The organism is Nocardiopsis dassonvillei subsp. dassonvillei DSM 43111 (genome assembly GCF_000092985.1).
Taxonomy (GTDB): domain Bacteria; phylum Actinomycetota; class Actinomycetes; order Streptosporangiales; family Streptosporangiaceae; genus Nocardiopsis; species Nocardiopsis dassonvillei.
In genome coordinates, this window is the sequence record NC_014210.1 from 2,303,870 (window position 1) to 2,329,149 (window position 25,280).

The 25,280-nt window shown below is 71.9% G+C and carries 19 protein-coding genes; 8 read left to right on the forward strand and 11 right to left on the reverse strand.

Annotation, left to right across the window (positions count from 1 at the left end):
- Positions 1-110: 110 nt before the first annotated feature.
- Together NDAS_RS09350 and NDAS_RS09355 are read right to left on the reverse strand one after the other, a co-directional pair.
- Positions 111-698, reverse strand: a complete 588-nt coding sequence (locus NDAS_RS09350) for an XRE family transcriptional regulator (RefSeq protein WP_197724882.1) — start codon at positions 696-698, stop codon at positions 111-113.
- A gap of 108 nt (positions 699-806) precedes the next feature.
- Complete coding sequence (locus tag NDAS_RS09355; RefSeq protein ID WP_013152925.1) at positions 807-3,596, reverse strand: helix-turn-helix transcriptional regulator; 2,790 nt, start codon at positions 3,594-3,596, stop codon at positions 807-809.
- Positions 3,597-3,783: 187 nt separating this feature from the next.
- Here NDAS_RS09355 and NDAS_RS09360 point away from each other — a divergent pair, with 187 nt between their 5' ends.
- Both NDAS_RS09360 and NDAS_RS09365 read left to right on the forward strand, forming a co-directional pair.
- Complete coding sequence (locus NDAS_RS09360) at positions 3,784-4,689, forward strand: MBL fold metallo-hydrolase (protein WP_197724903.1); 906 nt, start codon at positions 3,784-3,786, stop codon at positions 4,687-4,689.
- A gap of 15 nt (positions 4,690-4,704) precedes the next feature.
- Positions 4,705-6,207, forward strand: coding sequence for a carboxylesterase/lipase family protein (locus NDAS_RS09365; RefSeq protein ID WP_013152927.1), 1,503 nt, complete (start codon positions 4,705-4,707; stop codon positions 6,205-6,207).
- A gap of 153 nt (positions 6,208-6,360) precedes the next feature.
- On the opposite strand, the gene NDAS_RS09370 is transcribed toward NDAS_RS09365, so the two are convergent.
- Positions 6,361-7,218: a helix-turn-helix transcriptional regulator gene (locus tag NDAS_RS09370; protein ID WP_013152928.1), complete on the reverse strand. Its 858-nt coding sequence runs from the start codon at positions 7,216-7,218 to the stop codon at positions 6,361-6,363.
- Positions 7,219-7,388: 170 nt separating this feature from the next.
- Between NDAS_RS09370 and NDAS_RS09375 the strand changes: the two genes are divergently transcribed.
- The 4 genes from NDAS_RS09375 to NDAS_RS09390 all read left to right on the forward strand — a co-directional run bounded on the left by NDAS_RS09375 (position 7,389) and on the right by NDAS_RS09390 (position 12,044).
- Positions 7,389-8,219: a Rossmann-fold NAD(P)-binding domain-containing protein gene (locus NDAS_RS09375; protein ID WP_013152929.1), complete on the forward strand. Its 831-nt coding sequence runs from the start codon at positions 7,389-7,391 to the stop codon at positions 8,217-8,219.
- A gap of 437 nt (positions 8,220-8,656) precedes the next feature.
- Positions 8,657-10,342 carry a SpoIIE family protein phosphatase gene (locus NDAS_RS09380; protein WP_232051658.1) on the forward strand — a complete coding sequence of 562 codons (1,686 nt, stop codon included), beginning with the start codon at positions 8,657-8,659 and terminating at the stop codon, positions 10,340-10,342.
- Positions 10,343-10,497: 155 nt separating this feature from the next.
- Positions 10,498-11,088, forward strand: coding sequence for a TetR/AcrR family transcriptional regulator (locus tag NDAS_RS09385; RefSeq protein ID WP_013152931.1), 591 nt, complete (start codon positions 10,498-10,500; stop codon positions 11,086-11,088).
- On the forward strand, positions 11,085-12,044 hold the full coding sequence (locus NDAS_RS09390) for an EamA family transporter (protein WP_013152932.1): 960 nt from the start codon (positions 11,085-11,087) through the stop codon (positions 12,042-12,044). The genes NDAS_RS09385 and NDAS_RS09390 overlap by 4 nt, the downstream gene beginning before the upstream one ends.
- An 18-nt stretch (positions 12,045-12,062) precedes the next feature.
- On the opposite strand, the gene NDAS_RS09395 is transcribed toward NDAS_RS09390, so the two are convergent.
- Together NDAS_RS09395 and NDAS_RS09400 are read right to left on the reverse strand one after the other, a co-directional pair.
- Positions 12,063-12,962: a Vgb family protein gene (locus tag NDAS_RS09395; RefSeq protein WP_013152933.1), complete on the reverse strand. Its 900-nt coding sequence runs from the start codon at positions 12,960-12,962 to the stop codon at positions 12,063-12,065.
- A gap of 13 nt (positions 12,963-12,975) precedes the next feature.
- Positions 12,976-13,866 carry an alpha/beta fold hydrolase gene (locus NDAS_RS09400; protein ID WP_013152934.1) on the reverse strand — a complete coding sequence of 297 codons (891 nt, stop codon included), beginning with the start codon at positions 13,864-13,866 and terminating at the stop codon, positions 12,976-12,978.
- A gap of 357 nt (positions 13,867-14,223) precedes the next feature.
- Here NDAS_RS09400 and NDAS_RS09405 point away from each other — a divergent pair, with 357 nt between their 5' ends.
- Positions 14,224-16,029 (forward strand): ABC transporter ATP-binding protein, encoded by a 1,806-nt coding sequence (locus NDAS_RS09405; RefSeq protein ID WP_232051659.1) that lies wholly within the window; start codon positions 14,224-14,226, stop codon positions 16,027-16,029.
- Between the two features lie 158 nt (positions 16,030-16,187).
- On the opposite strand, the gene NDAS_RS09410 is transcribed toward NDAS_RS09405, so the two are convergent.
- Together NDAS_RS09410 and NDAS_RS09415 are read right to left on the reverse strand one after the other, a co-directional pair.
- Positions 16,188-17,078 carry a dihydrodipicolinate synthase family protein gene (locus tag NDAS_RS09410; protein ID WP_013152936.1) on the reverse strand — a complete coding sequence of 297 codons (891 nt, stop codon included), beginning with the start codon at positions 17,076-17,078 and terminating at the stop codon, positions 16,188-16,190.
- A gap of 101 nt (positions 17,079-17,179) precedes the next feature.
- Entirely contained in the window at positions 17,180-17,374 is a 195-nt protein-coding gene (locus NDAS_RS09415) for a hypothetical protein (RefSeq protein WP_013152937.1), read from the reverse strand.
- 380 nt (positions 17,375-17,754) lie between these two features.
- On the opposite strand from NDAS_RS09415, the gene NDAS_RS09420 reads away from it, so the two are divergent.
- Complete coding sequence (locus tag NDAS_RS09420) at positions 17,755-18,555, forward strand: SDR family NAD(P)-dependent oxidoreductase (protein ID WP_013152938.1); 801 nt, start codon at positions 17,755-17,757, stop codon at positions 18,553-18,555.
- Between the two features lie 58 nt (positions 18,556-18,613).
- On the opposite strand, the gene NDAS_RS09425 is transcribed toward NDAS_RS09420, so the two are convergent.
- From NDAS_RS09425 to NDAS_RS09440, 4 genes are all read right to left on the reverse strand, one after another.
- Positions 18,614-20,650 (reverse strand): BCCT family transporter, encoded by a 2,037-nt coding sequence (locus NDAS_RS09425; RefSeq protein WP_013152939.1) that lies wholly within the window; start codon positions 20,648-20,650, stop codon positions 18,614-18,616.
- A gap of 1,133 nt (positions 20,651-21,783) precedes the next feature.
- Complete coding sequence (locus NDAS_RS09430) at positions 21,784-22,368, reverse strand: hypothetical protein (protein ID WP_126624978.1); 585 nt, start codon at positions 22,366-22,368, stop codon at positions 21,784-21,786.
- Positions 22,369-22,905: 537 nt separating this feature from the next.
- Positions 22,906-23,487 (reverse strand): TetR/AcrR family transcriptional regulator, encoded by a 582-nt coding sequence (locus NDAS_RS29550; protein WP_013152941.1) that lies wholly within the window; start codon positions 23,485-23,487, stop codon positions 22,906-22,908.
- Between the two features lie 38 nt (positions 23,488-23,525).
- The gene (locus NDAS_RS09440) at positions 23,526-24,737 is read right to left on the reverse strand and encodes an acyltransferase family protein (RefSeq protein WP_013152942.1); all 1,212 of its coding nucleotides are present in this window, start codon (positions 24,735-24,737) and stop codon (positions 23,526-23,528) included.
- Positions 24,738-25,280 lie beyond the last annotated feature (543 nt).

Sequence of the window (25,280 nt, forward strand, 5' to 3'; positions counted from 1 at the left end):
GACGCCCATGCGCACCGAGCATGAAGGTTCCCGTTTTGCGCAAGACATTGACCGGATGTGCTGCCCGACGCGCAAGACGCGGTCCTCGCGCGGTCGGCGCGGCCGCTCCCTCAGGTGTCCTGGGCGCCTGGGCCGTCCTCCTCCCGCTGGTGGCCGCGGCGGGCGTCGCGGTCGAAGATGCCCAGGATCTCGCACGGTCCCCCCTCGGCGCCGATGGCGTGCGGCGTCATCGTGGGGAACTCGGCGGCCTGGTTGGTCTCGACGCGAAAGCGCCGGTTGCCGAGCATGAGCGTCGCGGTGCCGGACAGGACGACGAGCCATTCGCGCCCGGGGTGGGCGCGCATGCGGGCCGGGTTGTCGGGCGGCGGTTCGGTCACGCGCTGGCGCACCACGCTCATGCCGGGGTCGCCCTTGACGGGCCAGCGCATCCGGCCGCGGGCGCCGTCGACCATCGGGCTGATGACGACGTCGTCGTCGGCCGTCTCCACGAGCTGGTCCAGTGTGGTGTCCAGCGCTCGGGCGAGGGTGACCAGCTGGTCCAGGGCGAGGCGGCGCCGACCGTTCTCGATGCGGCTCAGCGAGGACTGGCTGAGGTGGGCGCGTTTGGCCAGTTCCTCCAGGGACCAGCCCTGCGCCACCCGCAGGGCGCGGATGCGCCTGCGCACGAGGCCGTCCAGCTCTCCGTCTTCTTGCGTCATGGGCATCATGGTATGCCTTGGATGCAAAGTCGAAGGCGGTGGCCGGTCGCGGCGAACGCGAGGGCTCGGCCGAGACCGGTCGTGGACCGCGTGAGGCCGGGGCGGACCCTACCCCGGGTGAGCGGTCGTCGGGAGGGCGTTCTCGACCAGGTCGCGCAGTTGGGAGCGGGCGGTGACACCCAACTTGGGGAAGCTGCGGTAGAGGTGTGAGCCGACCGTGCGCGGAGAGAGGAAGAGCTTCTCGCTGATCTCCCGGTTGGTCAGCCCGCGGGCGGCGAGCCTGATGATCTGCTGCTGTTGCGGGGAGAGCCGGGAGAGCGCGTCGGGGGCCGCGTCCGTGACGTCGAGGCCGGCGGCGCGCGACTCGGACCGGGCGCGCTCGATCCACGGGCGCGCCCCCAGCCGCCGGAAGACCTCCAGAGCCTCGGTGAGCGGCCCCCGCGCCTCGGTGACGCGTCGACGGCGCCGCAACCATTCGGCCAGGTCCAGCAGGGTCTGGGCCCGCTCGAAGGGCCAGCGCTCCAGCCGAGGATCGACCAGGGCCGCCCGGAAGTGCGCCTCGGCGTCCTCGGGGTCCGCCAGGAGGGCACGGGCCCGGCTGATCAGCGCGCGCAGCCGGGGCGAGGCGCCGTCCGCGAGCGCGTGTGCGCAACGCCCGACGATCGCGGCGGCCTCCGCGCGCCGACCGCTGCGCGCGGCGGCGGCTGCCAGGTCCGCGAGGGCCGGGTAGGAGGCGTGGTAGTGCACCGGGGCGCCGTCCGAGGTGAAGACCGTGCGGAGTTGGTCGTACGCGTCCTCGTACCCGCCTTCCGCGACCGCCGCGGCACCGAGCGCGCGACGGGCGTAGACGGACACGGAGCGGCTCTCCATCGGATCGATCAGGGCGAACACGTCCCCGACCCGGTCCCGGGCCGCCGCCGTGTCCCCCTGGTAGGCCAGCACGGTGGCCTCCACCGCGGCCGCGCACGCCACGGCGTGGTCGAGACCGGCCCTCGCCCCGACGGCGGCGGTGCGGGCGCAGGCCTCGCGTGCCCGATCCCACCGCCCCTGCTCCACATAGCTCCAGGCGGCAGCGCCCTCCAGGCCCTCCGGAAGCGGCCCCTGCGACTTCCAGCGGTCGAACGCCTCGTCGAAGGCGCGGACGGCCTGCGGGGTCTCGTCCAGGAGCCACGCCATGACCGCGAGAGCGGTGAGCCGGTCGGGCTGGCGCTCCGCCTCGCAGACCAACCGAGGAAGCAGGGAGAGGAGTTCGGCCCTGCCCTCGAAGGGGTCCGACACGGCCCTCACCCAGGCGCGTGGCCATGCGTGTGACGCGTCCCCGGGGAGTCGCTCCAGGACGGCCCGGATCCGGCGCCGTTGGGCGTCCTCCCCGGAGTAGAAGCGGACCACGGCGGCATCGGCCAGCAGGTCCAGCGCGGTGGCGGGCCGCGAGACCGCCGCCTGCTCGGCGGAACGGACCAGTCGGGAGAAGACCACGGTGTGGCGCACGGTCAGCACCGCCAGCCGTCCGACCTGCGCGGTGACGGATGCCAGGAGCGATGGGTCCTCGGTGTGCGCGCGTGCCTCGGCGGCCAGTTCCTCGACCCAGGAGATGTCGCCGGTGAACACGGCCGCCGAGGCCGCTTCGACCAGCAGCCTGGCCCTGTCCTCGCGCCGCGGTGCGAGTTCGGCGGCGCGTCGCAGGGCACTGGCCGCCGCCGCGTGGCCGCCGCGGCGGCGGGCCCGGTCGGCGGTCCGCTCCAACTCCGCCGACACGGCCGCGTCGGGGCCTAAGCAGGCGGCGGCGAGGTGCCAGGCACGCCGATCCGGTTCGTCCCGCAGTATCCCGGCGAGTGCGAGGTGGGCCTCGCGCTGTGAGGCGGGGGAGGCGGCGTGGTACGTGGCGGACCGGGCCAGAGGGTGGCGGAACCGGACGCCCCGACCGGTCCGCCGGACCAGCCCGGCCCGTTCGGCGGGCAGCCACGCGTCGTCCCCGGCGTGCGGCAGCCCGACGGAGGCGACGACCGCGGAGTCGACGCTGTCCATGGCGGCCAGGAGCAGCAGGGCCTGCCCGCTGGCGGCGGGGAGGTCGTTCAGACGGGCCGCGAAGACCCCCTCCAGGTGATCGGTGAGCGGGAGCGGACCCGGGGAGGGCGGCCCCGCGGCCGCGTCGTGCGCGGCGGACGCCCTCGTCAGTTCGGTCAGCGCCAGCGGGTTGCCGCCGGCCTGGTCGAGGATCCGCGCTCTGACCCGGCCGACGGGGCTGCCCGGCTGCAAGTCCAGCAGCCGGTTGGCGGCGGCGTCGCCGAGCGCTCCCAGCGCGAGCGTCGGCAGGTGGCGGTCGAGCCCCGGCAGGCGGTCGCCGGCGCGGACCCCGAACAGCATCGTCACCGGTTCGCCCTCCAGCCGTCTGGCGGCGAAGGACAGCACGTCCAGGGAAGCGCGGTCGAACCACTGCGCGTCGTCGAGCACCACGAGCACGGGACGCCGGTCGCCCAGGGCCGAGAGCAGACTCAGGACGGCGACCCCGATGAGCATGGGGTCGGGCTCCGCCGTGGCCGACCCCGCGCCGAAGGCGTCGCGCACCGCCGTGCGCTGCCTCTCCGGCAGCGCGTCCACCCGGGCCGAGACCGGCCTCAGCAACTGGTGCAGCGCGGAGAACGCCAGGCCCGACTCCGACTCGCTCCCCTCGGCGCGCAGGACGCGGGCGCCGCCCGCTTCGGCTCGGCGCGCCGCGGAGCCCAGCAGCGCGCTCTTGCCCGTGCCCGGGTCGCCGACCAGCACCAGGACCCGGTCGGTCGACGTCGAGTCCACCGCGCGGAAGAGGCGCGCCAACTCCGTGTCCCGGCCGACGATCGGTTCCACCGGATCCGGGTCCGGCCACATGACCGCACCGGGGCCGCCTGTGTGCTCGCCCACGGGGTCTCCAGGAGTCGTGGCTCCCCGGTCGGAGCCGCCTTGCCTTGGCCCACCCAGGCTACAAGCGGCGGAGCCGGTGCCGGGGCGTGTGCGCAGGTGCAGTCACGTGACGGATACCGCGTGCGCCGAGGCCGCCCCTAGGGTCCCAAGAAAGCATCCGAATCACTGAGGAACCCTCATGGAACAAATGCAACTCGGCAATGTCACGATCACCCGGGTCCGGGAGTACTACGGTTCCGTGGAAATGACGCCCGACACCTTCTTCCCGGAGGTGTCCAAGGAGGTCTGGGACGACGGTGCACCCCTGCTGAGCCCGCATTTCGTGGATTTCGAGGCCAATACGGTGAACTCGGCTATCCAGACCTGGGTGCTGCGCAGCGAGGGAAAGACCATTCTCGTCGACACCGGTGTGGGCAATCACAAGGAGCGCCCGTACGCGCCCGTCTGGAGCCGTCTCGAAACCGACTTCCTGGCCAATCTCGCCCGCGCCGGAGTCGCACCCGAGGACGTGGACATCGTGGTCAACACACATCTGCACATCGACCATGTGGGCTGGAACACGTACCTGGACGGCCGGAACTGGGTTCCCACCTTCCCCAACGCCACGTACCTGATGCCCAAGGACGACTTCGACTTCTGGAACCCCGAGAACGGCCACCAGCCACGGCTCGGCCGCGGCAACCAGAACGTCTTCGAGGACAGCGTGGCCCCCGTGCACGAGGCCGGCCAGACGCTGCTGTGGGAGACCAGCCACCGGATCGACGCCGACCTGCGCCTGGACGCGGCTCCCGGGCACACCCCCGGTTCCTCCGTGCTGACCCTGGCCTCCGGAACGGACCGGGCCGTGTTCGTCGGCGACCTGCTGCACAACCCGGTGCAGATCCTCGAACCGGACGCCAACAGCTGCTTCTGCGAGGACCCCGCGGGCGCCCGCGCCACCCGCCGCGAGGTCCTGGGCAGGGCGGCCGACGACAACACCCTCGTGATCCCCGCGCACCTGGGCGGCCACGGCGCCGCCGAAGTGGTGCGCGACGGAGACAAGTTCGCCGTCAAGGGCTGGGCGCCCTTCGCCCCGTACACCCAGCAGGGCTGAGGCCAGCGGAAAGGCATGCCTGTGAACCACCACCCCGACCCCGTCGTGACCACCGCGCAGGGAGCGGTCCGCGGTCGACGCCGCAACGGCGTCACCGCCTTCCTGAACATCCCGTACGCCGCCGCTCCCCGCGGCGCCGACCGGTTCGCGCCGCCGCGACCGCACGAGCCCTGGGACGGCGTACGGGACGCCACCGTGCCGGGGCCCAACGCGCCCCAGGCCGAACGCGGACTCGGCGGCGTGGACATGTCCCCCTACTTCGGCGACGGTTGGAGCCGCGGAGACGACTACCTCACTGTCAGCGTCTGGGCGCCCGAGACAGCGGACGGCGGCCTGCCCGTCATGGTGTTCGTCCACGGAGGGGGGTTCGTCGCCGGCTCCACACGCTCCGCGATGTACGACGGCAGCGGTTTCGCCCGTGACGGCGTCGTCCTCGTCACCCTGAACTACCGGCTCGGTATCGCCGGGTTCCTCGACATCCCCGGAGCACCCGCCAACCGCGGCCTGCTCGACGTCGTCGCCGCGCTGCGCTGGGTCCGCGAGAACGCCGCCGCCTTCGGCGGTGACCCGCGCCGGGTCACCCTCTTCGGCCAGTCGGCCGGAGCGACCATCGTCGGCGCCGTCCTCGCCACCCCCGAGGCCGCGGGCCTCTTCCGGCGGGCGATCGTCCAGAGCGGCAGCGGACTGGGGGCGTTCACGACCGAGCAGGCCGCCCGCGTCACCGGCGCCGCGGCCGAACTCCTCGGCGTCCGGCCCCATGCCGACGCCTTCGCGCAGATCCCCGACGACCGCCTGGTCGAGGCCGCCTCCAAGCTCGCGGGCATCGACCTGCGGACCGGGACGCACCACGACCCGCTGATCGGACTCAGCCCCTTCAGCCTGGTCCTCGACACACAGCCCGCCGCATCCGTCGCCGCCGGGCTCGGCGCGGACGTCGACCTGCTCATCGGGACCAACACCGAGGAGGGGAACCTCTACCTGGCCCCCGTGGGCGCCTACTCCACCTCGACCGCGTCCGACGTCGACGCGGCCGCGGCGCGCTCGCACCCGGATCCGGCGCGGCTCGTCCGGACGTACCGGAGGGCACGCCCCCAGGCGTCCTTCGGCGAACTGCGGTCCGCCGTCATGGGAGACGCGCTGTTCGGCGCGGGCAGCTGGGCCCTGGCCCGCGCCCACGCCTCCCACACCGCGTCCGCCACCTTCGCCTACGAGTTCGCGTGGCGCTCCGACGCCCTGGACGGAGAACTCGGCGCCGCCCACGCGGTCGAGCTTCCCTTCGTCTTCGACCTCGCGCACCTGCCGCGGTTGCGCGGACCGGGCGGTCTGCTGGGGCGCGGCGAGCCCCCCGCGGACCTGGCCGCCCGCGTCCACCAGACCTGGATCCGGTTCGCCGGGACCGGCGACCCCGGCTGGGCCCCCTACGACGACGAGCGCCGGGCCACGATGCGCATCGACACCGAGTGGACCCAGGTCGACGACCCCCGGAGCGCTGAGCGGCGGGCCTGGACGGCGCCGTGACGTTCCGGGGCCGCCGTACCGCTCCCGCCCGCCCGAGCCGAGGAAGGACCGCTGGTCCCTCGGCCCGGCGGGACCGCGGTTCGTGGAGCACCCGTGCAACCGGCTGTCGCGTCGGCTCCGGCGTCGTCCGGGCAGAGGGAGGAGCAGCTCCCGCTAGCGCCGTGACGAGGGCTCGGGGACCGCGAGGCGGAGCTGGAGGCGGGTGAGCTTGTCGTGGTCCAGGGTGCCCGGCTCCGCGCTGAACACGACCACGCGCAGGTCGGTGCCCGGCACGGCCAGGGTCTGGCAGTCGAGGTCGAGCACGCCGAGTTCACCGTGGTCCACGCGCTTGCGCAGCGTCGCACGCGGCCGCACGTCGTGCCGCCGCCACTGCGCCGCGAACCCGGGATCGCGCTCGGCGAACTCGTCGACCAGCCGCCGCAGCGCGGAGTCGTGCGGGCGGCGGGCCAGCGCCTCGCGCGTCTGGGCCGCCGTCTGCGCCGCGAACCCGCCCGCCGACTCCGGCGGCGCCGAGCACACCGTTCCGCCCAGGCGCATGGACAGCCGCAGCACGTTGCGCTCGGCCGGGGCCAGCGCGGCGAAGTCCGTGATCAGCGCGGACGCCAGGCCGTTCCAGGCCAGGACGTCGTGGCGGGCGTCGCAGACGTAGGCGGCGACCGGGCCGAGCCGCTCCAGCAGGGCGAGCACCCCCGGGGGGACCTGTCCGTCCGGGCCGGGCCGGGCGGGCGGCGCGTGCCCCGCGAGCCGGGACAGGTGCGCCCGCTCCGCCTCCGACAGCTCCAGGGCCCGCCCGATCGCGTCGATGACCTGCGGTGACGGGCGCGGCGCCCGGGCCTGCTCCAGCCGCTCGTAGTAGTTCACCGAGACCCCGGCCAGGTCGGCGACCTCCTCGCGCCGCAGCCCCGGTGTGCGCCGCGCGCGCCCGCCCGCGGTCTCGGGCAGGCCGACGTCGGCCGGGCGCAGGGCCTCGCGGCGGGCGCGCAGGAATCCGCCGAGTTCTCGTCTGTCCACGCCCCCAGCCTGCCACGCGCGCGGACGGCCAACCACGGACCACCGGTCCGGGGACGACGCGGCCGTTCCCCCGCGCGCCGCGCCCCGCCAGTGTGGCGGACGACGGACCGAACGACACGGACCGGACGACGCAGGCGCGGACGGACCGAACACCCGAAGGGACCGAAGACATGAGCATCCTCGTCACCGGCGGCACCGGCAACACCGGCCGCCCCCTCACCGAGACGCTGCGGGCCCGAGGCGCGCACGTGCGCGTGGCCAGCCGCGGGCCGGGGCCCGGCGGCGTGCCCTTCGACTGGGCTGACCCCGACACCCACGCCCGGGCACTCGACGGGGCGCGGGCCCTGTACCTGGTGCCGCCGCCGATGACCCTGGACCCCATGCCGGCGGCCGGACCGTTCCTGGCGGCGGCCCGGGCCGCCGGGGTGCGGCGCGTGGTGCTGCTCGGCTCGCTGGCGCGACTGTCCGGGGCCCCGGGCGTCGCGGAGCTGGGCGAGGCCGTGCGGTCCTTCCCGGAGTGGGCGGTGCTGCGTCCGTCGGGGTTCATGCAGAACTTCACCGGGGCGCACCCGGTGGCGGCGGGCATCCGCGAGCGCGGCGAGATCCGCTCGGCGACGGGCGAGGGGAAGCTGGGGTGGATCGACGCCGCCGACATCGCGGCCGTCGCGGCACAGCTGCTCCTGGCGCCGGGGCCGGTGGCCGGCGAGCACGTGCTCACCGGCCCGGAGTCGTTCGGGTACGCGCGGGCGGCGGCGGTCATCGCCGAGGCCACCGGTCGGCCGGTGCGCCACACGCCCGCCCCGGCGGCCGAGCTGGTCCGGCGCAACCTGGACGCGGGCATGTCCGAGCCCTTCGCCTCGGCGCTGGTCCGGGTGGACGCCGACATCGCCGGGGGCAGCGAGGACCTCGTCACGGACACGGTCCACCGCCTGACCGGCCGCCCGCCCCGCACCTTCGCCGACTTCGTCCGTGCCCGTCCGCGGGAGTGGTCCGCCGCGTGATCGGCCGGGCGGGCCCGCCCGCTGGTCGGCGGTGCGGGGCCGTCACCCGTTCCCGGGTCCGGCCCGGCACTGTCCGGGCCCTGTCCCGGCACGCGGACCGGCGCCCCCGTGTTCCCCCTCGTCCGCCGAGGTGAGGCGGGGGCACCGCACCCGGGGCACTGGTGTACGTTCTCTGACGTAGTCGTGGCTGGTCGCAGGCCGGTGCCGGGAAGGAGCTCCCGGCACCGGAGTCCCGCCAGTGCCGGTTGCGGTGAGACCTGTCCAGCCCGTCGAACGGATATGAGTGTCTCCGGCCCCGCCCGCGGAGGGCGGTTCCTCGTGGGCGTGGCAGGTACACACCGGACATGCCCGACCCTCGGCCTGGGGGTGTGCGAAGGTCCGTCGGACAAGGAGACGCTGTGGACGAGGATTCCGGTACGTACAGCGATTCGACCGGTGTGTCAGGTCAACACCGGCTCCTCGCGGAGGCGCTGGACAGCCTGAGCGCGGGTGTGTACGCCGTCGACGAGAGGGAGCGGATCGTCGCGGTCAACGCCACCGCCCTGCGACTGCTGGCCCGTTCGGCGGACGAGACGCTCGGGCAGGACCTCCGGTCGTTGCACCGGGACGCCCGGGGGCAGGCGGTCGTCAGGGAGGCACGCGACGCCTCCCAGGGGGCGCCGTCCGGTTCCCTCTCCCGCGCGGGGGAGTCCTGGTTCCAGCGCGGCGACGGCACGCTCCTCCCCGTGTCGTGGTCCGCCGTGCCCTGTAAGCCCGACGGTTCCCAGGTCACGGAGCTGGTCTTCTTCCAGGCCGTCGAGCAGGACGAGGGGACCCCCGGGCGCTCCACCCCTTCCCGACGGACACTGTCGGAGACGGAGCGGCTGGCCCTGCTGGCCGACACCACCGCACACCTGATCAACAACGTCGACGTGGAGAAGTCCCTGCTCCGGGTGGTGGAGCTGATGCTTCCACGACTCGCGGACTGGGCGATCATCGACCTGATCACCGAAGGCGACGAGGTGTCCCGCTCCCTGGTGGTCCAGGCGGACCAGGGCAGGACCACGGTGCGCGAGGACCTCCAGGGACCGATGCCCCCGGTGCCCCCGACCTCCAGCATGCCCCTGTCCAAAGCCCTGCGAGGCGCCGCCTCCACCCTCGTCAAGCGTGAGATCTACTCCGGTCCGCCCGACACGGGTATCGCGGTGGAGCAGCGCAGGCTGTTCGAGGCGACGGGCATCAACACCGCGGCCATCGCCCCCATCCGCGGGCCCCGGGAGGTGCTGGGCGCCGTGACCCTGGGGCGCACGGGCTCCCAGCACCCCTTCGCCCGCGACGATCTCGCCCTTCTGGAGGACATCGCCCGACGCATCGGCCTGGCCCTGGAGAACGCGCGCCACTACCAGCGCCAGCGCCAGGTCGCCGAGACCATGCAGCGCTACCTGCTGCCCCAGCTCCCCCGGCTGGCGGGAGCGGAGATGACCGCCCGGTACCTGCCCGCACCAGACGTCTCGCACGTGGGCGGTGACTGGTACGACGCCTTCCCCCTGCCCCGCGGCGACACGGCCCTGGTCATCGGCGACGTCGTCGGCCACGACCTGGACGCGGCGGCCGGGATGGCCCAGCTCCGCAACATGCTCCGGGCCTACACCTGGGCACAGGAGCAGTCCCCCCACCGCACGCTGGAGCGCATGGACCAGGCCCTGGAGCACATCAGCGACGTCTACATGGCGACCCTCGTCCTGGCCCACCTGACGGTCGACGAGGCCGGACGGTGGGAACTGCTGTGGTCGAGCGCCGGCCACCCCCCGCCCCTGCTCGTCCACCACGACGGCATCGCCCACTACCTGGAGGAGGGGAGCGGGGTCCTGCTCGGCACGGGGATGGCGCGGCCGCGCGCCGACGCGCGCATCGCCCTGCCGCCCGGGTCCACGCTCGTGTTCTACACGGACGGCCTGGTCGAAGCCCGGGGGCAGTCACTGGACACGGGCCTCAGACGTATGCGCCAGCACGCGGCCTCCCTCGCGCACCGCCCCCTGAACTCCTTCGCCGACCAGCTGCTGGAGCGCGCACGGCCGAGAAGCAACGACGACGACGCCGCCCTGCTCGTCATCCGTATTCCGGCGGACGCGACCGACGGCTGAAGCGACGGCCGCCCGCGGGCTCCACCCTCCGGGCGGTGACGCCGGAGACCATCCCGGGGCGCGCGACCACGGCCCGTAAGCGCCCGGCCCGCTGGAGAGGTCCGCCACCGGTTATAGGTAGACTGGTCTACCTAGTCCGATAGCGGAGGTGCACCATGGCGCAGGTCGAGGAGGCCCGGCCGCGTGCGGGATCGGCCAGGGAGAAGCTGCTCGGCGCGGCGGCGCGGCTGTTCTACGCCCACGGCATGACCGCCACCGGCATCGACGCGGTCACCGCCGAGGCCGGCGTGGCCAAGATGAGCCTGTACAACAACTTCTCCTCCAAGGAGGAGCTGACGCTGGCCTACCTCCAGGAACGGCACCGGGAGTGGCTCGACCTGTACCGGCGCCGACTGGAGGAGGCCCACACCCCCCGGGAGGGGGTACTGGCGGTGTTCGACGCCTACGTCGACCACGCCTCGGCCGCCTACGAGCACGGGTTCCGCGGCTGCGGGCTGCTCAACGCCGCGGCCGAACTCCCCGCGGGCGCACCGGGCAGGGAGCGGGTGCGCGAGCACAAGGAGCAGGTCGAGGCGCTCGTGGCCGGGCACCTGGAGCAGATCACCGACCCCGACACGGCGGCGCGCACCGCCCGGCACTGCTCGTTCCTGCTGGAGGGCTCCATGGCCCGGGCCGGACTGGAGGGAGCGCCGGACCGGCTCCTGGAGGCACGCGCGATCGCCGCGGCCCTGGTGGACGCGCTGTGAACCGCCACCGGACGCTGGGCATCGCGGCCATCACGGTCACCTCCGTCCTGTGGGGCACGACCGGCACCGCCGCCACCTTCGCCCCGCAGGCCGGGCCCCTGGCCATCGGCTCGGCCGCCCTGGGGATCGGCGGCCTGCTCCAGGCGCTGATCGCCCTGCCCGCGCTGGCGGCGGCCCGCCCCCGGCTGCGGGAGAACCTGCCCCTGGTGGCGGTGGGAGCCCTGGCCGTGGGCGTCTACCCCCTGGCGTTCTACGGCTCGATGCACCTGGCGGGGGTGGCGGTGGGCACCGTGGTGTCCCTGGCGTCGGCACCGCTGGCCTCCGGCCTGTTGGAACTGGTGGTCCAGCGCACACCGCTGAGCCGGTGGTGGATGCTGGCCGCGGCGGTGGGCATCGTCGGCGGCGTGCTGCTGTGCGTGTCGAACACGGCCGCCCCCGCCGCCTCGCCCGGCGGGACCGCGGCCGGTGTCGCGCTCGGGCTGGTGGCGGGCCTCACCTACGCCGCGTTCTCCTGGGCGGCGCACACCCTCATGGGGCGCGGCGTCGACCGGGCGGCGTCCATGGGGGCGGTCTTCGGCTGCGGCGGCGTGCTGCTGATGCCGGTGCTCCTGCTCACCGGCGCCCCCCTCCTGGCCTCCGCGCAGGCCTTCACGGTGGCCGCCTACATGGCGCTGGTGCCCATGTTCCTGGGCTACCTCTTCTTCGGCTTCGGCCTGACCCGGGTCTCGGCGAGCACGGCCACCACGGTCACGCTGAGCGAACCCGCGGTCGCGGCGCTCCTGGCGGTCCTGGTCGTCGGGGAGGCGCTGACCGGTGCGGGGTGGTTCGGGCTGGGGCTCATCGCCCTGGTCCCGGTCACGCTCGCCCTGGCACCGGCCTCCGGCCCGGGAACGCCGCCCGTGGAACCGGCCCGTGCGGCGGGCACACCCGCGAACGCGGACCGCGAACCGGCGTGAGCGCCGGGTCGCGGGGCCTCACGGCGCCAGGGAGGCGATACCGCCGGTCTCCAGGGCGACCCAGACCGTTCCGTCCGCGGTGACCGCGACGCCGTGGGGTTCGCGGGAGGGCGCGGGCAGGTCGAACAGGTCGATGTCGCCCCCCGCCGTGATGTGCCCGACGCGGTTCGCGCCCCACTCGGTGAACCAGCAGCCCCCTTCGGGGTCCGCGGTGATGGCGTGGGGGCGTGAGTCGCGCCGGGGGAGGGGGAACTCCCGGATGCGTCCGTCCGTGGTGAGGCGGCCGATCTGGCCCGCGGCGATCTCCACGAACCACAGGGCGCCGTCCGGACCCGCGGTGATACCGACGGGTCCCGCCTGGCCGGTCGGGAGGGGATGAAGGGTCACGTCCCCGCCGACGGTGACGCGGCCGACGGCGTCGGCCTGGTTGAGGGTGAAGTACAGGGCTCCGTCGGGCCCGGAGGCGATGAACGACGGGAACCCTCCCCTCGTCGGCAGGGGGAACTCGGTGACCTCCCCGTCGGTGGTGATACGGCCGATGCGGTCGGCGTTCATCTCGGTGAACCACAGTGCCCCGTCGGGCCCGGCCGTGATGCCGAAGGGCTGGGCGCCAGGGGTCGGCAGCGCGAAGGAGTCGGCCTTCCCGTCCGCGGTGATGCGGCCGATCCTGTCGTCCTTGGTACGGGTGAACCAGAGCGCGTGGTCGGGGCCCGTGGTGATGAGCGAGGGCGCGCACGCGGTGGAGTCCAGCGGGTACACGGTCGTGGAGCCGTCCGGTGTCATACGGGCGATCCGGCCGTGGTGGACGAGCGTGACCCACAGCGAACCGTCGGTCCCGGCGGTGATGCCGTACGGGCCGGAGCCCTGCGCGGCCACGGGGTACTCGCGTACGGAACGCTGCTGGAGGCGGTGTGTCACAGGTGTTCTCCGGTTATGCGGTGGGTCGGGCGCGCACGACGTCCCAGATGACGCGGGCGAGTTCCTCCGGGCGGGCCATGGGCACGTTGTGGTGTGTGCGCATCTCCACGAGTGTGCGTTCCGGGCGTGCGGCGACGAGGGCCCGTACCTCGTCGCGGCGCGCGGCGTAGAAGCCCCCGTCGGGAAGGACGACCGTGAGCGGGCAGGTGAGGCGCTCGTAGACGTCCACGCTGGGGTAGACGGCCGCGTCCGGCGCGGGGGCGCTGATCACCGCGATCTGCTCGGCGGTCGGACGCCGCAGCCACGTGTGCTGGTCCCTGCTGAAGGAGCGCTCCAGCACGCCGCGCACCAGGCCGGGGCGGCAGTCCCGGTTGAGTTCGTCCCCGGGGGCCTCCCGCACACCGCGCTCGATGTACTCGCGCGCCTGTTCCGGGGTGGCGGCCCACCCGTAGCCGAACCGGGCGCGCACCCGCTCCATCGCCTCGGGCGTGGTCCAGCGTTCCTGGTTGGCCACGGCCTGCTCCCGGGTGTCCAGGACGAGCCCGTCGACGACGCACACCGCGGCGGGGCGGACCAGCCCGCTGGCGGCCACGGCGGTGACGGCGTAACCGCCCAGCGAGTGCCCGACCAGGACGGGGTCCTCCCAGCCGAGGGCCCGGACCGCGCCGGCGAGGTCGCGCCAGTACTGCTCCGCGTCGTGGGAGTCGGCCCTGGTCCGGCCGTGTCCGCGCAGGTCGACGGCGACGACCCGGCAGCGGTCGGTCAGACGGGCCGCCACGTCCGTCCAGGCGGCCGCGTTGTGCCCGCTGCCGTGAACGAGGAGGACCGGGGCGCCCGCGCCGCCGAAGTCCAGCGCGGCCAGGGCCTCGTGGCCGAGGTCGAGTGTGGTCTCTCGGGTCTGCACCGGATCATCCTGGGCCCGGTGCGTCCCGGCCGCAACCGTATTTCCCGTGTCGCGGCGCGGACCGCTGGCTGCGGGGCTGACGGGTGGGCGAGAGCGCCTCCAGCGGGGCCGCCGAGGCCACGGGCGGGCGGAGCGCACTGTTATGTTGTCGATCGCGAATCCGACTTTCCTCCCCTCCCGGGCCCTGGAGTCGGGCACGAGTGCGGTGAGGAACGAGGACTGCAGGTGGAGAACGAGTCTCGGGTCACCAGCCGAGTCCGTCCGGAGACGGTGAGCTGGGTTGGTTTGGGGCTGGTCAGCGGCGGAATCCTGCTCGCGGCCGTCGACATGGTGCGATTTCCTCTCATGGAAGAGGAGTTGACGACTCCCGACGGCGGCCTCTGGTGGCTGGCGGCCGTGCTCCTCGGCGCGATCGTGCTCTGCGTCGTGTTGCGGCGCGACGCATGGGAACGCCAAGCCGGACCAGCCACACGCCTCGACCGGACCCGCGCGGTGCTCCTTCTGGTCGTGATCGTGTTGTTGCTGTACGTGGCCTACACCGCCTTCTCGCCGATGGCGTTCTCCTGGACAGCGGAGAACCCGCGGTTCTACTTTCCCGATGCGGCCGGAGTCTCCCTGTGGACGGCAACCCTGGCGATCACCCTCGGCGCGATACTGATGGCGGCCACAGCCCACCAGCCGAGGCTTCGGCCCCTGCCCGGTTCCGTGCCGCCCATGGCCGGAGGACTGGTCCTGGTGCTGCTGTTGGAGTTCGGGCTGGGTGCCGCGACCCTGTACCAGCCGACGGAGCACACGGTCGCCGACGCCTTCCCGGACACACCTGCCCCGGTGCCGGGCGACGTCAGCGAGGTCGGTTGGGAGTGGGAGGTACCGCAGGACGTGTCCGTGCGGGGCGTGGAGCCTGGACCGTTCGGCCCGCTCCTGACGCTTGAGGACGGTGTCGTCGCCCTGGACGGCTCCTCCGGCGAGGTGCTGTGGAGCTACCGGCACCCCTACAACAGTTGGGTGCGCGTTGTGATCTCCGACGGTGGAACGCGGGCGCTCGTCACCCGACAGCCTGTCGCGGACCGATCGGGTGATCATCACGTCACCGAGATCGACACCGTTACCGGAGGGATCCTTCGCGAGTTCACCGTGCCGCCGCTGCTTGAGGAAGGCGAGGACGAGGAGACCCGCGTCGACTTCCTCGCGGGCACGTCCGAGGTGAGCCTCTACTCCTGGCGGGACACCACTGAGGAACAGAGGGTCCGTGTGCACGCGGCGGACTCCAACGAAGAGCTCTGGTTCCCCACCGTCCCGGAGTCGCGAGACCGCACCTGCGTGAACTTCGGAGGCTGGCAGAGCGGCGAGAACCTCCTGCTGCACGAGGACCAGGTCCTCATCACGTACTTGTGCGCGGACGAGGACCGGCTCGACGAGGACACCACGCTCCGGGACCTGACCTTGGACAACCGTGAACCGCTGACCGGTGTCGTCGCCGCCTTCGACGCCCGCACGGGTGAGGAGAACTGGATCCGTGAGTGGGACGACACGAACACGGAGCTCAGCATCTCCGTGGACCGGCCCGTCCCAGGCACGGACTCTCACCCCGTGGTCGTGGCGCAGGGCCGCTACCGGAGCGACCTCCCCCGGGCGCTGGACCTGCGTGACGGTTCGGACTCCCTGGAGCTTCCTCCGGAATTGATGGACTCGGAGACCGCCATGAGCGACGACTTCGAGCAACTCGTGCGAGTCGGCTCCGAGAGCACGGTCCTCCTCTCCCGCGGCCCCGCGGACCAGGGGAACGGTGACGAACGCGAGCCTTTTCTGTTCCACCGTGTCTCCGCTTCCGGCGAGATCACCGCCACGGCCGAGATGCCGTTCAGTACGGTCTTCCTCGATCAACTGCCCGAAGCCATCGCTCTGGGGGAGGCCGTGATCATTCCGCGCCTGGAGTACGAGGAGACGGGCACGCAGGAGACCATCCCCGCCGTGGTCGTCATCCCCTACGACGCCGGACCGGACGCCGTACGCACCATCCGGTTCGACGAACCCGAGTTCGCCTCGGAGCCCGGCATGGACGGCGCCCGTACCGGTGACCACCGGGCGATCCCCGTCCCCGGGGCGGTCGTGACCTACGTCCGGGACACCGAAACCACGATCGTCCGCGGGCTGGTGGGCTGAAGCGGACAGCTGTCACCCTCGGGAGGACCGCGTCCCCGGGCTGCCTGGGTCGGCAGTGCTCATATCGACAGCCATCAGCACGCTCAGCCGGATGCTCGCAGCAAATGAGGTTGCAGGCGGCCACACGCTCTCGTGGGGGACGTCCCCACAGGCGCCGTTCAGGCCAGGCCCAGCTGTTCGACCACACGGGCCACCCGCTCCCGCTCGGCGGCGGGCAGTCCCAGGATCGGGCGGGGCAGGCAGCGCGGGGCCACCAGCCCCAGGTGTTCGGCGATCGCGGCGACCACGCGCAGGCTGCCGTGGGAGGCGAACAACTCCCACAGCGGACGCAGCCGTTCCGACTCCGCCGCCGCCCCCTCGGCGTCACCGCCCAGGGCGGCGCGGACCAGGGGCAGGGCGGCGGCGGGCAGGGTTCCGCCCACCACGGAGAACCAGGCCCGGCAGCCCGCGTTGAGCCCCGTCGCGGCGACGCCGTCACCGGAGACCCCGACGCTCACGTGGTCGGGCAAGGCCGCGCGGACCGCCGCCACACGCTCGCGGGCGGCCACCGGGTCCGCGGGCACCGGCGGGATCTTGATCGCGGCCACGGCGGGCAGCGCGGCGACGCGCGCGTACAGTCCGGTCGAGAAGGTGAAGCGCGTCGTGCCGGGGTTGTCGTAGACCACCAGGGGCACCGACAGCTCGGCGGCGACGGTCGCGTAGAGCGCGAACACGTCCTCGTCGGTGAGCGGCTGGTAGCTCACCGGAGCCAACAGCACGGCGGACGCACCGGCCTGCTGGGCGTCCTGGGCCAGGGCCTGCACCTGGGAGGTGCGCAGCGCGCCGATACCGACGACCACCGGTGTGCCGTCCGCGTGCTGTACCGCCGTCCGGGCCGCGCGGCGGCGCTCCTCCCGGTCCAGGTAGGCGTAGGAACCGGTCGAACCCAGCGCGCCGATGGAGTCGACGCCCGCCTCCGCCAGGCGGGTGACCAGCCCCGCGTAGGCCCGCTCGTCGAAGCGGTCGTCGTCCAACGGGGTCAGCGGAAAGGCGCTCAGGCCGGTGAACATGATTTCTCCTCACGTGTGCGGGGCGGGTGTGGCGGCCTGGCGCTCCGCCCCTGCTGGTCGCGGGGGCCTCGGCGTCGGCGAACGCCACCCGCCCGGTCGCGCTACCGGGACCGCTGCTGCGCCTTCCACGCCCGGTGGAGTTCACGCCGGCGCTCGTACTCCCTCTTCGCGCGGTGCTGCGGATCGGTCTCGGGGGTCAGGGACGCCGGGCCCATGACGTGCAGGAGCGCGTAGTTGATACGGAACCCCGTCCTGTACAGCAACGAGAACGAGTCCTTCCCACGCGGCTTGTCCATGGCCGTCCACCTCACTGTTTCCGGGATCGCGGACGCGCGCCGCGAGAGTGCGAGAGAGCGGGGAGTCCATCGCCGCGGAAGCGGCGGCCCTCCCCGCTCAGCAGCGTATCCGCCCGGTTTCCACCGCCCCGTCCGACCCGTCCTGTACGAGTACGGCCTCCGAACGGCTTCGCGGCTTCCGGCACCGCGGCACCCGAACCGCCGTCCGGGCCGCGCGGCGGCGGTCGTCCCGCTCCCCCCGCCTGTGGGGCGGGCCCCTCACCCGGGTCGGCGGACATCGGCCCAGGTCAACCTCTGTTGACCGCTGGTGTCGGCCGTCATACCGTGGGAGCGCGCGGTCGGCCGAACCGGCGGCGCCCCCTTCTGTGAAAGGCACCCACATGGCCACCATCCTGGTCACCGGCGCGTCGGACGGACTCGGCCGAGCCCTGGCCGAGGACCTCGCGGCGGCAGGGCACCGGCTCCTGCTCCACGGCCGCGACACCGGACGGCTCGCACAGGTCGCCGCGGACACCGGCGGCGAGGTCTACCGGGCCGACCTCTCCTCCCTCGCCGGGGCCAAGCGGCTCGCCGCCGAGGTCGCCGCCCGCCACGACCGGCTCGACGTGCTCGTCAACAACGCCGCGGTGGGCTTTCGGATCGACGGCGCCGAGCGCACGACCTCGGCTGACGGCCACGAGTTGCGCCTGGCGGTCAACTACCTGGCGCCGGTGCTGCTCACGAGGGAGCTGTTGCCGCTGCTGCGCCGGTCCGCTCCCTCACGGGTGGTCAACATCGCCTCCCGGGGACAGCAGGAGTTGGACCTGGAGGATCCGCAGTTCGAACGCGGCTTCACCGAACCCGCTGCCTACCGCCGGTCCAAGCTGGCCCTCATCAGCCACACCCTGGACCTGGCCGGGGAACTGGTCGGCAGCGGGGTCACGGTCAACTCCCTGCACCCGGGGACCTACATGGAGACCTCCCTCACCAGGGCCGCGGGCGTGGAGTTCCACGACCCCCTGGAGAAGGGGGTGGCCGCCACACGCCGTCTGGTGGACGCGCCCGAGCTGGAGCGGGTCAGCGGACGCCACTTCGACGACGGCGTGGAGACACCGCCCTCCGTCCCCGCCGCCCTCGACCCCGGGTACCGTCGTCGTCTCGCCGAACTGACGAACGAACTGCTGGAGAAGTCCGGCGTCTGACCGGCGGGGCGGGTCGGCCCCCGACGTCGGCTGAACGGCGGAGGCCGGGGCGGTGGAGTCAGCGTTCCTCGGTCCCGGTCTCCGACACCTCGACGCGGTCTTCCCGTGCCACCACGGCCCCTTCGGGGGCGGTCTCCGAGGTCTCACCGGTGTCCGGATCGTAGCCGTCGGCCCACTCCCCGGTCCCGAAGTCGAAGCCGACCGGTTCGCCCTCCTCATTGGTGCGCTGGTACCACTCCGTGTAGCTCTCGTCGGTGGAGTCGATGCCCGCCCCGGCTCCGTCCCCGGGCCGCGATTCCACGACCTTCAGGGAGAAGTCGTCGCCGTAGCGGTCCACCCCCTCCGTCACGGCGTTGTCCATCGCCGTGTCGATGTAGTGCATGCGCAGGGTGAGGGGATCGGTGCGCAGCTCCCTGAACCACGCGACGACGGCGAGGACCAGTACGAGCGCGAAGGGCACCGCCGTGACGATCACCAGCTGCTGCAGGCCCGTCAACGCCGTCGCGTCGCCCAGAAGCAGCATCACGATCGCGATCCCCGACATGACCAGGCCCCAGAAGACGACCACCCACAGGCGCGGGTTCTGGTCCCCCTGCGTGGTGAGCATGCCCATCACCACCGACGCGGAGTCGGCGGCGGTGATGAAGAAGATCGCGAGCACCACGATCACGACGAAGGGCAGCCACTCCACGTACGGCAGGTTGTCGATGAGGGCGAAGAGCACCTCGGGCGCGGGCATGCCCTCGGTGAGACCGGGGGCGCCCTCCCGGTACATCCAGATGGAGGTTCCGCCCATCACCCCGTAGGCGACGAAGAGCAGCGAGGACGGGATGATGATCGTGCCGAGGGTGAACTGGCGGATGGTGCGGCCGCGGGAGATGCGCGCGAGGAAGATGCCCACGAAGGGCGACCAGGAGATCCACCACGCCCAGTAGTAGACGGTCCACAGCGACTGGAACTCCTGCGTCTCGGGACCCCACGAGAGCGATCGGCCCATCATGTCGAACAGGGAGCCGAAGTACTCCATGACCGCCGAGGGCAGCAGGTTCAGGAGGAACAGTGTGGGGCCGAGGAAGAGGAAGACCGCGACGATGCCGATCGTGAGCACGATGTTCACGTTCGACAGGAGCCGGATGCCCCGTGCGACGCCCGAGACCGCCGAGACGACGAAGCCGACGGTCAGGACCGCGATGATGACGACCAGGGTGTTGTTCGTGAGGTCCCCGGCGCCCGACACGATGCTGACGCCGGAGCCGATCTGCATCGCCGCGATACCGAGGGCGGCGGCGGTGCCGAAGAGCGTGGCGATGATCGCGAAGATGTCGACGAGCTTTCCGGCGAAACCCTCGGTGAGCCGTCGGCCGAACAGGGCGCGGAAGATCGAGGACATGAGCAGGGGACGGCCGCGGCGGTAGGCGGCGTAGGCGACGGCCCCGCCGACCAGCGCGTAGACGGCCCACGCGTGGAAGCCCCAGTGGTAGTACATCTGGGCGAGCGCCGTGTGCATGGCCTCGACCGACTCCGGCTCGTTCGTCAGCGGAGGCGGTGAGATGAAGTAGCCGAGCGGCTCCGAGGGCCCCCAGAACAGGACCGCCACACCCAGCCCGGCGGCGAACAGCATGGCCGTCCAGGAGAACGTGCTGAACTCGGGCCGCTCGCCGTCCTTGCCCAGCGGGATCCTCCCGTAGGGCGAGAACGCTATGCCCACGGTGGAGACGAGCACGACGATGGCCACGACGTTGAACATCCAGCCGAGGTTGTCGGTCGACCAGTAGAACGCCGTCTCGGCGACCGCGGCGACGCTTCCCGGCGACCAGATGCCCCAGACGACGAAGGCGACCGTCAGCGATCCGGCGACCGCGAAGACGAGCCAGTCGACCCGGTAGCTGCGGCGCTGGTCGTCGATCGAGATGCCCGGGACGAGGACCGGGTGTGTGTCGTGGGGATACGTGGGGTGCTGGTAGTCCAGGCTCCCGAGCGCGGTGTGGCCCGTCCGGCTCCGCGGCGCCGAGGCCCGGTCCTTGCCTTTCTCGTCTTTGTGTTCCTTCCTGCGACGGCTCGTTTGCTCTTTGTTTTTATGTGGTTTTTCGGGCATGGCGAACACAGCCTCACGAATAGTGGAGCAGGGGCGCGAACCGTGCCCGGGGGCACGAACGCACGCCGGAAAGGTTGATGAAAAGGGTGGGAGAACCGACGACCATGTCGCCTGGACCCGGCGGGACTAGCAGCCGCTGCCGCCGGGCGTGCCACCGCACAATACGTGTGCCTCGCCGCGTACGCGCTGATGCTGGGAAGCTCCGATCACCGTTTGCCGCGATGCCGATCGGATGTCCCGGAAGGCTCCTGGCCGCGGCTCACCGTGCCTGACCACGGGCTGTTTTCGGGGCTCACCGTGTCGGTCGGGTCGTGGGGCGGCCGGGTCGCCGGGTGCGGTTCGGGCCGTAGGTCCTCTTGTGAGCCCGGATCCGGGTCGGCCTTCCACCAACGATGCGAATTTCGACATAAGCGACGACAATAACTGTGGCGTGGGCAGTTGTCAACCGGAAGGGCGAAAACTCGGTGCGTCGATCGGATGGTGCGTTCGCGGTCGAGGCTTTTTTCTTGGTTCTTCTTGTCGGTGAATTCCTCTGCGGGGTCAGGTGTGCGCGTTTCCTTCGGGCCGCTGTGGCGGGCTTGGTCATCGTTCGCCTCGCGGGCCGGGCGCCGCCCGGTCGCCTGCCCGCCATAACGGTGAACGCCATCGTCGGCAGAGGTCGGATTCCGTACTCCGGCCCCGCCCCGGAGTGCGCGCCGCCGGGTCCCCTGTGTGGGTAACGTCCATAAGCGAACAGGGTTCGGATCGACGGCGTGCCGGAACTGCCGGAAGGACAGGGGGCCGCAGTGTCATGGGTCGGACGGATCGCCGACGCCGTCGAGCGGCGTCCGAGGAATGTCGACATCGCGTGGGATGTGGTCGAGGCGCGCCTGGGCACGGCGCTTCCCGCCGACCACAAGGAACTCTGCCGGTGTTCCGGCGCGGGGGAGTCCAGCGGTTATGTGCATGTGTACGGTGCGCCGAGGGCTGTGCCTGCGAGAGGGCCGGTGGGCGTGTGACCAGCTTGATAGACCCCTGGCCGCTGGATCTTCGGATGAGTTGCCAGACCGACGCTCCCCCTCTTCACCAGAGCGAACACCGTCATGTCTCGAGCGCGGAGGAATGGGCCAAGGTCGAGTAGCTGCGATTCCCTCCTACAACGAAACGCGCTCACCCCGGGCCCGACGCTTCAAGTACTCCTGCTCGAAGCGAGTCCCCCTGACACGCCGGCTTCCGGGGTAGTGGTTGTAGCCGCGGTACTCGCGGCCACGAGCGGTTACGGCGTAGGCGCCAAGCCAGAACTGTTCCGACTCCTTGCCGGCCTGGTATCTGGAGAAACCGGCGAGTGCGGTGCTCGGAACCTCCCGACTCGCATGGCCTCGCACCGTCAGTGGAAACTCCACCTCTGGTGCTGTGATTCTTGCCAGATCGACGCCCGTCTCGCGTGGTGCTCGGCGGAGAACGAACCCGGCCTCGGCGATCACCAGCGGCGCCGGAAGTTTGTTCCGGATGCTGAGTCGGTAGGTCTCGGGTTCCTCCCACGGCCTCCAGAAGAAGTCCCACGGCGCTGCTCTCGGGTCGGGGGAGCGGCCCGAGAAGCTCCAGCCGGGGCTGACGCTCGCATCGTTGGGTCCGTGCGATTCCCCGACGTTCACGATCTGGATCACGTCACCGTGCACCACGCCAGCTTGCACGACTGGCCCGTGAGGATCTCCGGTGAGGTGGTTGCTCGTCTCCATACGTACATAGTGGTACGCCTCGGAGGTTGTCGGATCGAAGGGCTGACGTGCGGCCGGACACGTGGGTCCAGGGTGTGCCTATCAATCTTGGACGAGTGGACCTCACACGGGGTTTCTCAGCCCGATGGGTGCGTTTGACTGAGGTTGAACTGAAGAGCGCGTATGGAGCACACATCGCCCAAAAAAAGCTGTGAGGTCCTTTTGCGGGATCCTCGTGCACTCCGTCTGAGCTGGGTTTTCGTGGCGTACCCGGCAGGGTTCGAGCCTGCGGCCATCGGATGAGAATTTCGCTGGATACGTACCGTCACGTGTCGCTTTGCAACCGTCGGTCCCCTACCATCCGATCAGCCGTGCCGTCGGATGCCGTGTGGTGACGCCCGGTGTCGTCCCAGTCCGCAACTGCGGAGCGCGAACGGAGCGCACGCCGGCCCCTGGCGGTATCCGATGGCACCTCGCGAGGTCCTGGTGCGCTGCGGCGGGTTCTCGCGCGAGTCCGTTGAGTGGCCCTTTCGGTCGCGTCTGTCGTGCGTGTGCGTCTCAGTCCTTGGCGAACATCCCGTGGGTGAGCAGCCGCTGGTTGGCCGCGCTGCGTTCGGCGACCACCGAGGGGTCGAAGACCGGTGTGTCCAGGCCCGGTCGCATCACCGGTTCCAGGAGCATGGGGCCCAGGACGAGGAAGAGTACCTGGTAGGGGGCCCACCGCTCATCCGTGCCGCCCATCGTCGAGAGCCGTACCCGTACCCCCTCCAGCAGACGGGCGAAGAGGCGGGCGCTCAGGTCGCTGCCTTCTGCCAAGGCGCGGCGGAGGTATTCACGCCGGATCGCGTCCGTTCCGAACAGCCTGGCGCTGGCCTCGCCGAAAGCAGCGAGGCTCTCCGGTGCGCCTTCCCGCTCGCCGATGTCGGAGAGGACCGTGTCGAAGGCGTCCAGGACGTCCTCGTCCACGGCCTCGCGCAGTTTCTCCTTGGAACCGAAGTGGTGCCGGACCAAGGCGTGAGAGACCCCGGCGTCGGCCGCGATGGCGCGGAGCGAGGTGCTGGAGAAGCCGTGTTCGGCGAACAGGCGCAGCGCGGACATCCGGATGCGGGCCCGGCCGGTGAGATCGGCACTGTGCGTCATGGGCGCACAGCCTAGCCGTCCCACCGGCGGGGCGCCGTTCACAGCACCCGGCGCAGGTAGGGGGTTCGACTGGCGCCCCAGGCCAGCGCGAAGCTCAACACCAGGCCACCGACGGCGGACAGGGCGAAACCCTCCCACGGGCCCGCGGCCAGGGCGCCCGCCGTGTACTGCAGGGCGACGACCACTGGAACGTGGACGAGGTAGACGGTGAAGGCCAGCCCCGCCAGGGCGAGCGGCAGCCGACTCGGCCGGGCGGCCCACCGGCGGAACAGCACGAGCAGGCCGATGGACAGGGAGACGCACATCAGCGTCTCCACGGTCGACCACAGCAGGGAGCCGGTGTTCCAGCCGCCTGTGGTGTACCACCTGTCCAGTTCCTCACCGAAGGCCAGGTGGGCTCCGGCGAGCACCGTGCCGAGGGTGAGCCAGGCATACCCCGCGCGGTCGGGGAAGGCCGTGAGCCAGCCCTGCCGGTAGGCGAGGAGGCCTGTCACGAAGAAGGAGGACTGCAGGGCCAGGTCGCCGGGCTCGGCTTGGATGAACTCCAGGAGCGGGACCCAGGTGTCCACGGGATACCAGACCCGCAGTGCGAAGGTCGCCAGCGCCACCAGGGCCACGAAGAGCAGGATCGCGGCGGTCGAGGGGGCCCGGGGAGCAGTGTCCGTGGAGGAGGAGGGCGCACGGCTGCGCAGCCGGGCCGTCAGAGCGCGCCACAGGGCGTACAGGAGGGCATAGACCAGCAGGTGCTGGATGAACCACAGGTGGGCGAACTGGCGGTCCGGCCAGATGGGGCCGGACCAGCCCTGCGGTCGATCGGCACCGCCCATGTAGACGTCGGCGTAGTAGGCGGCGAAGCCGAGGTCGGGGTGAGGACGGAAGTTCAAGTAGTAGGCGTACATCAGGACCGGGACGACCACCAGGAATCCGACGAGGACCAGCGGCAGGAACCGCCGGAAGCGGTCGCCCAGGAAGGCCTTGGGGCCCTTGCGGTCGTAGGCCGCCGGGACGAGGTAGGCGGAGATCAGGAGGAAGAGGCTCATCAGAAAAGTGCCCGCGACGAGTGCGGCGTTGGAGAGCAACGGCGCCTGGGCCTGGTCCTCGAAGTACCACCAGTCGGCGGGGCCGTAGGGCTGTGCCGCGTGGAGGAGTACGACGAGTGCGATGAGCAGGAGTTTGAGGTGGTCAAGGTAGTACAGCCGACCGTTGTCGGCCTGCGGGTACTGTCCAGTTGGATTCTTTACTGTCCACATGGACAGTACGCTAAGCGGGCGTGTTGACGGCTGCCAGGGGTTCGCGTTGATATCAGGGAATTCTCCGGGATCTCCCTTGGGGTGCGTGGGCTGTCGGTGCTACGGCCTCAACGGCGGGCTGTCACCCGGGCGGGTTGGTGGAGTTGGCGCCCAAGAGCGCGGCGAGCCGCCGCATGCTCGTGCTGGACCACACCACCACCGGGGTGTTGCGCCGTCACCAGTGGCATCAGCAGAAGGAGGCTGAATCTCATAGTCGGGTGTGGGATGCGCGCGGGTTCGTGTTCACCGCTGTGCGGGGTGGTCCGCTGGCTCCTCAGCGGTTGTCCCGGCTGTTCCGGAAACTGAACACGGAGAGTGGGTCGCCGCCGGTGCGGTGGCACGATCTGCGCCACGGTGCGGCGACGTTGGCGCTGGCGGCGGGGGTGGAGCTGAAATGTGGTGCAGGCGATGCTGGGCCATGCCAGCATCGTGCTCACCGCGGACACCTAGTCCGGGGCGCATCCCGCGCAGTGCTGTTGCCGCCCCTGGTGGCGTATCCGCGAG

What these genes read in the sequence shown, in the direction of transcription:
- NDAS_RS09350 (WP_197724882.1), bottom strand. Translation starts at nt 698, where the DNA reads ATGACGCAAGAAGACGGAGAGCTGGACGGCCTCGTGCGCAGGCGCATC.
- NDAS_RS09360 (WP_197724903.1), top strand. Translation starts at nt 3,784, where the DNA reads ATGCAACTCGGCAATGTCACGATCACCCGGGTCCGGGAGTACTACGGT.
- NDAS_RS09365 (WP_013152927.1), top strand. Translation starts at nt 4,705, where the DNA reads ATGCCTGTGAACCACCACCCCGACCCCGTCGTGACCACCGCGCAGGGA.
- NDAS_RS09375 (WP_013152929.1), top strand. Translation starts at nt 7,389, where the DNA reads ATGAGCATCCTCGTCACCGGCGGCACCGGCAACACCGGCCGCCCCCTC.
- NDAS_RS09385 (WP_013152931.1), top strand. Translation starts at nt 10,498, where the DNA reads ATGGCGCAGGTCGAGGAGGCCCGGCCGCGTGCGGGATCGGCCAGGGAG.
- NDAS_RS09410 (WP_013152936.1), bottom strand. Translation starts at nt 17,078, where the DNA reads ATGTTCACCGGCCTGAGCGCCTTTCCGCTGACCCCGTTGGACGACGAC.
- NDAS_RS09415 (WP_013152937.1), bottom strand. Translation starts at nt 17,374, where the DNA reads ATGGACAAGCCGCGTGGGAAGGACTCGTTCTCGTTGCTGTACAGGACG.
- NDAS_RS09420 (WP_013152938.1), top strand. Translation starts at nt 17,755, where the DNA reads ATGGCCACCATCCTGGTCACCGGCGCGTCGGACGGACTCGGCCGAGCC.
- NDAS_RS09425 (WP_013152939.1), bottom strand. Translation starts at nt 20,650, where the DNA reads ATGCCCGAAAAACCACATAAAAACAAAGAGCAAACGAGCCGTCGCAGG.
- NDAS_RS09430 (WP_126624978.1), bottom strand. Translation starts at nt 22,368, where the DNA reads ATGGAGACGAGCAACCACCTCACCGGAGATCCTCACGGGCCAGTCGTG.
- NDAS_RS29550 (WP_013152941.1), bottom strand. Translation starts at nt 23,487, where the DNA reads ATGACGCACAGTGCCGATCTCACCGGCCGGGCCCGCATCCGGATGTCC.
- NDAS_RS09440 (WP_013152942.1), bottom strand. Translation starts at nt 24,737, where the DNA reads ATGTGGACAGTAAAGAATCCAACTGGACAGTACCCGCAGGCCGACAAC.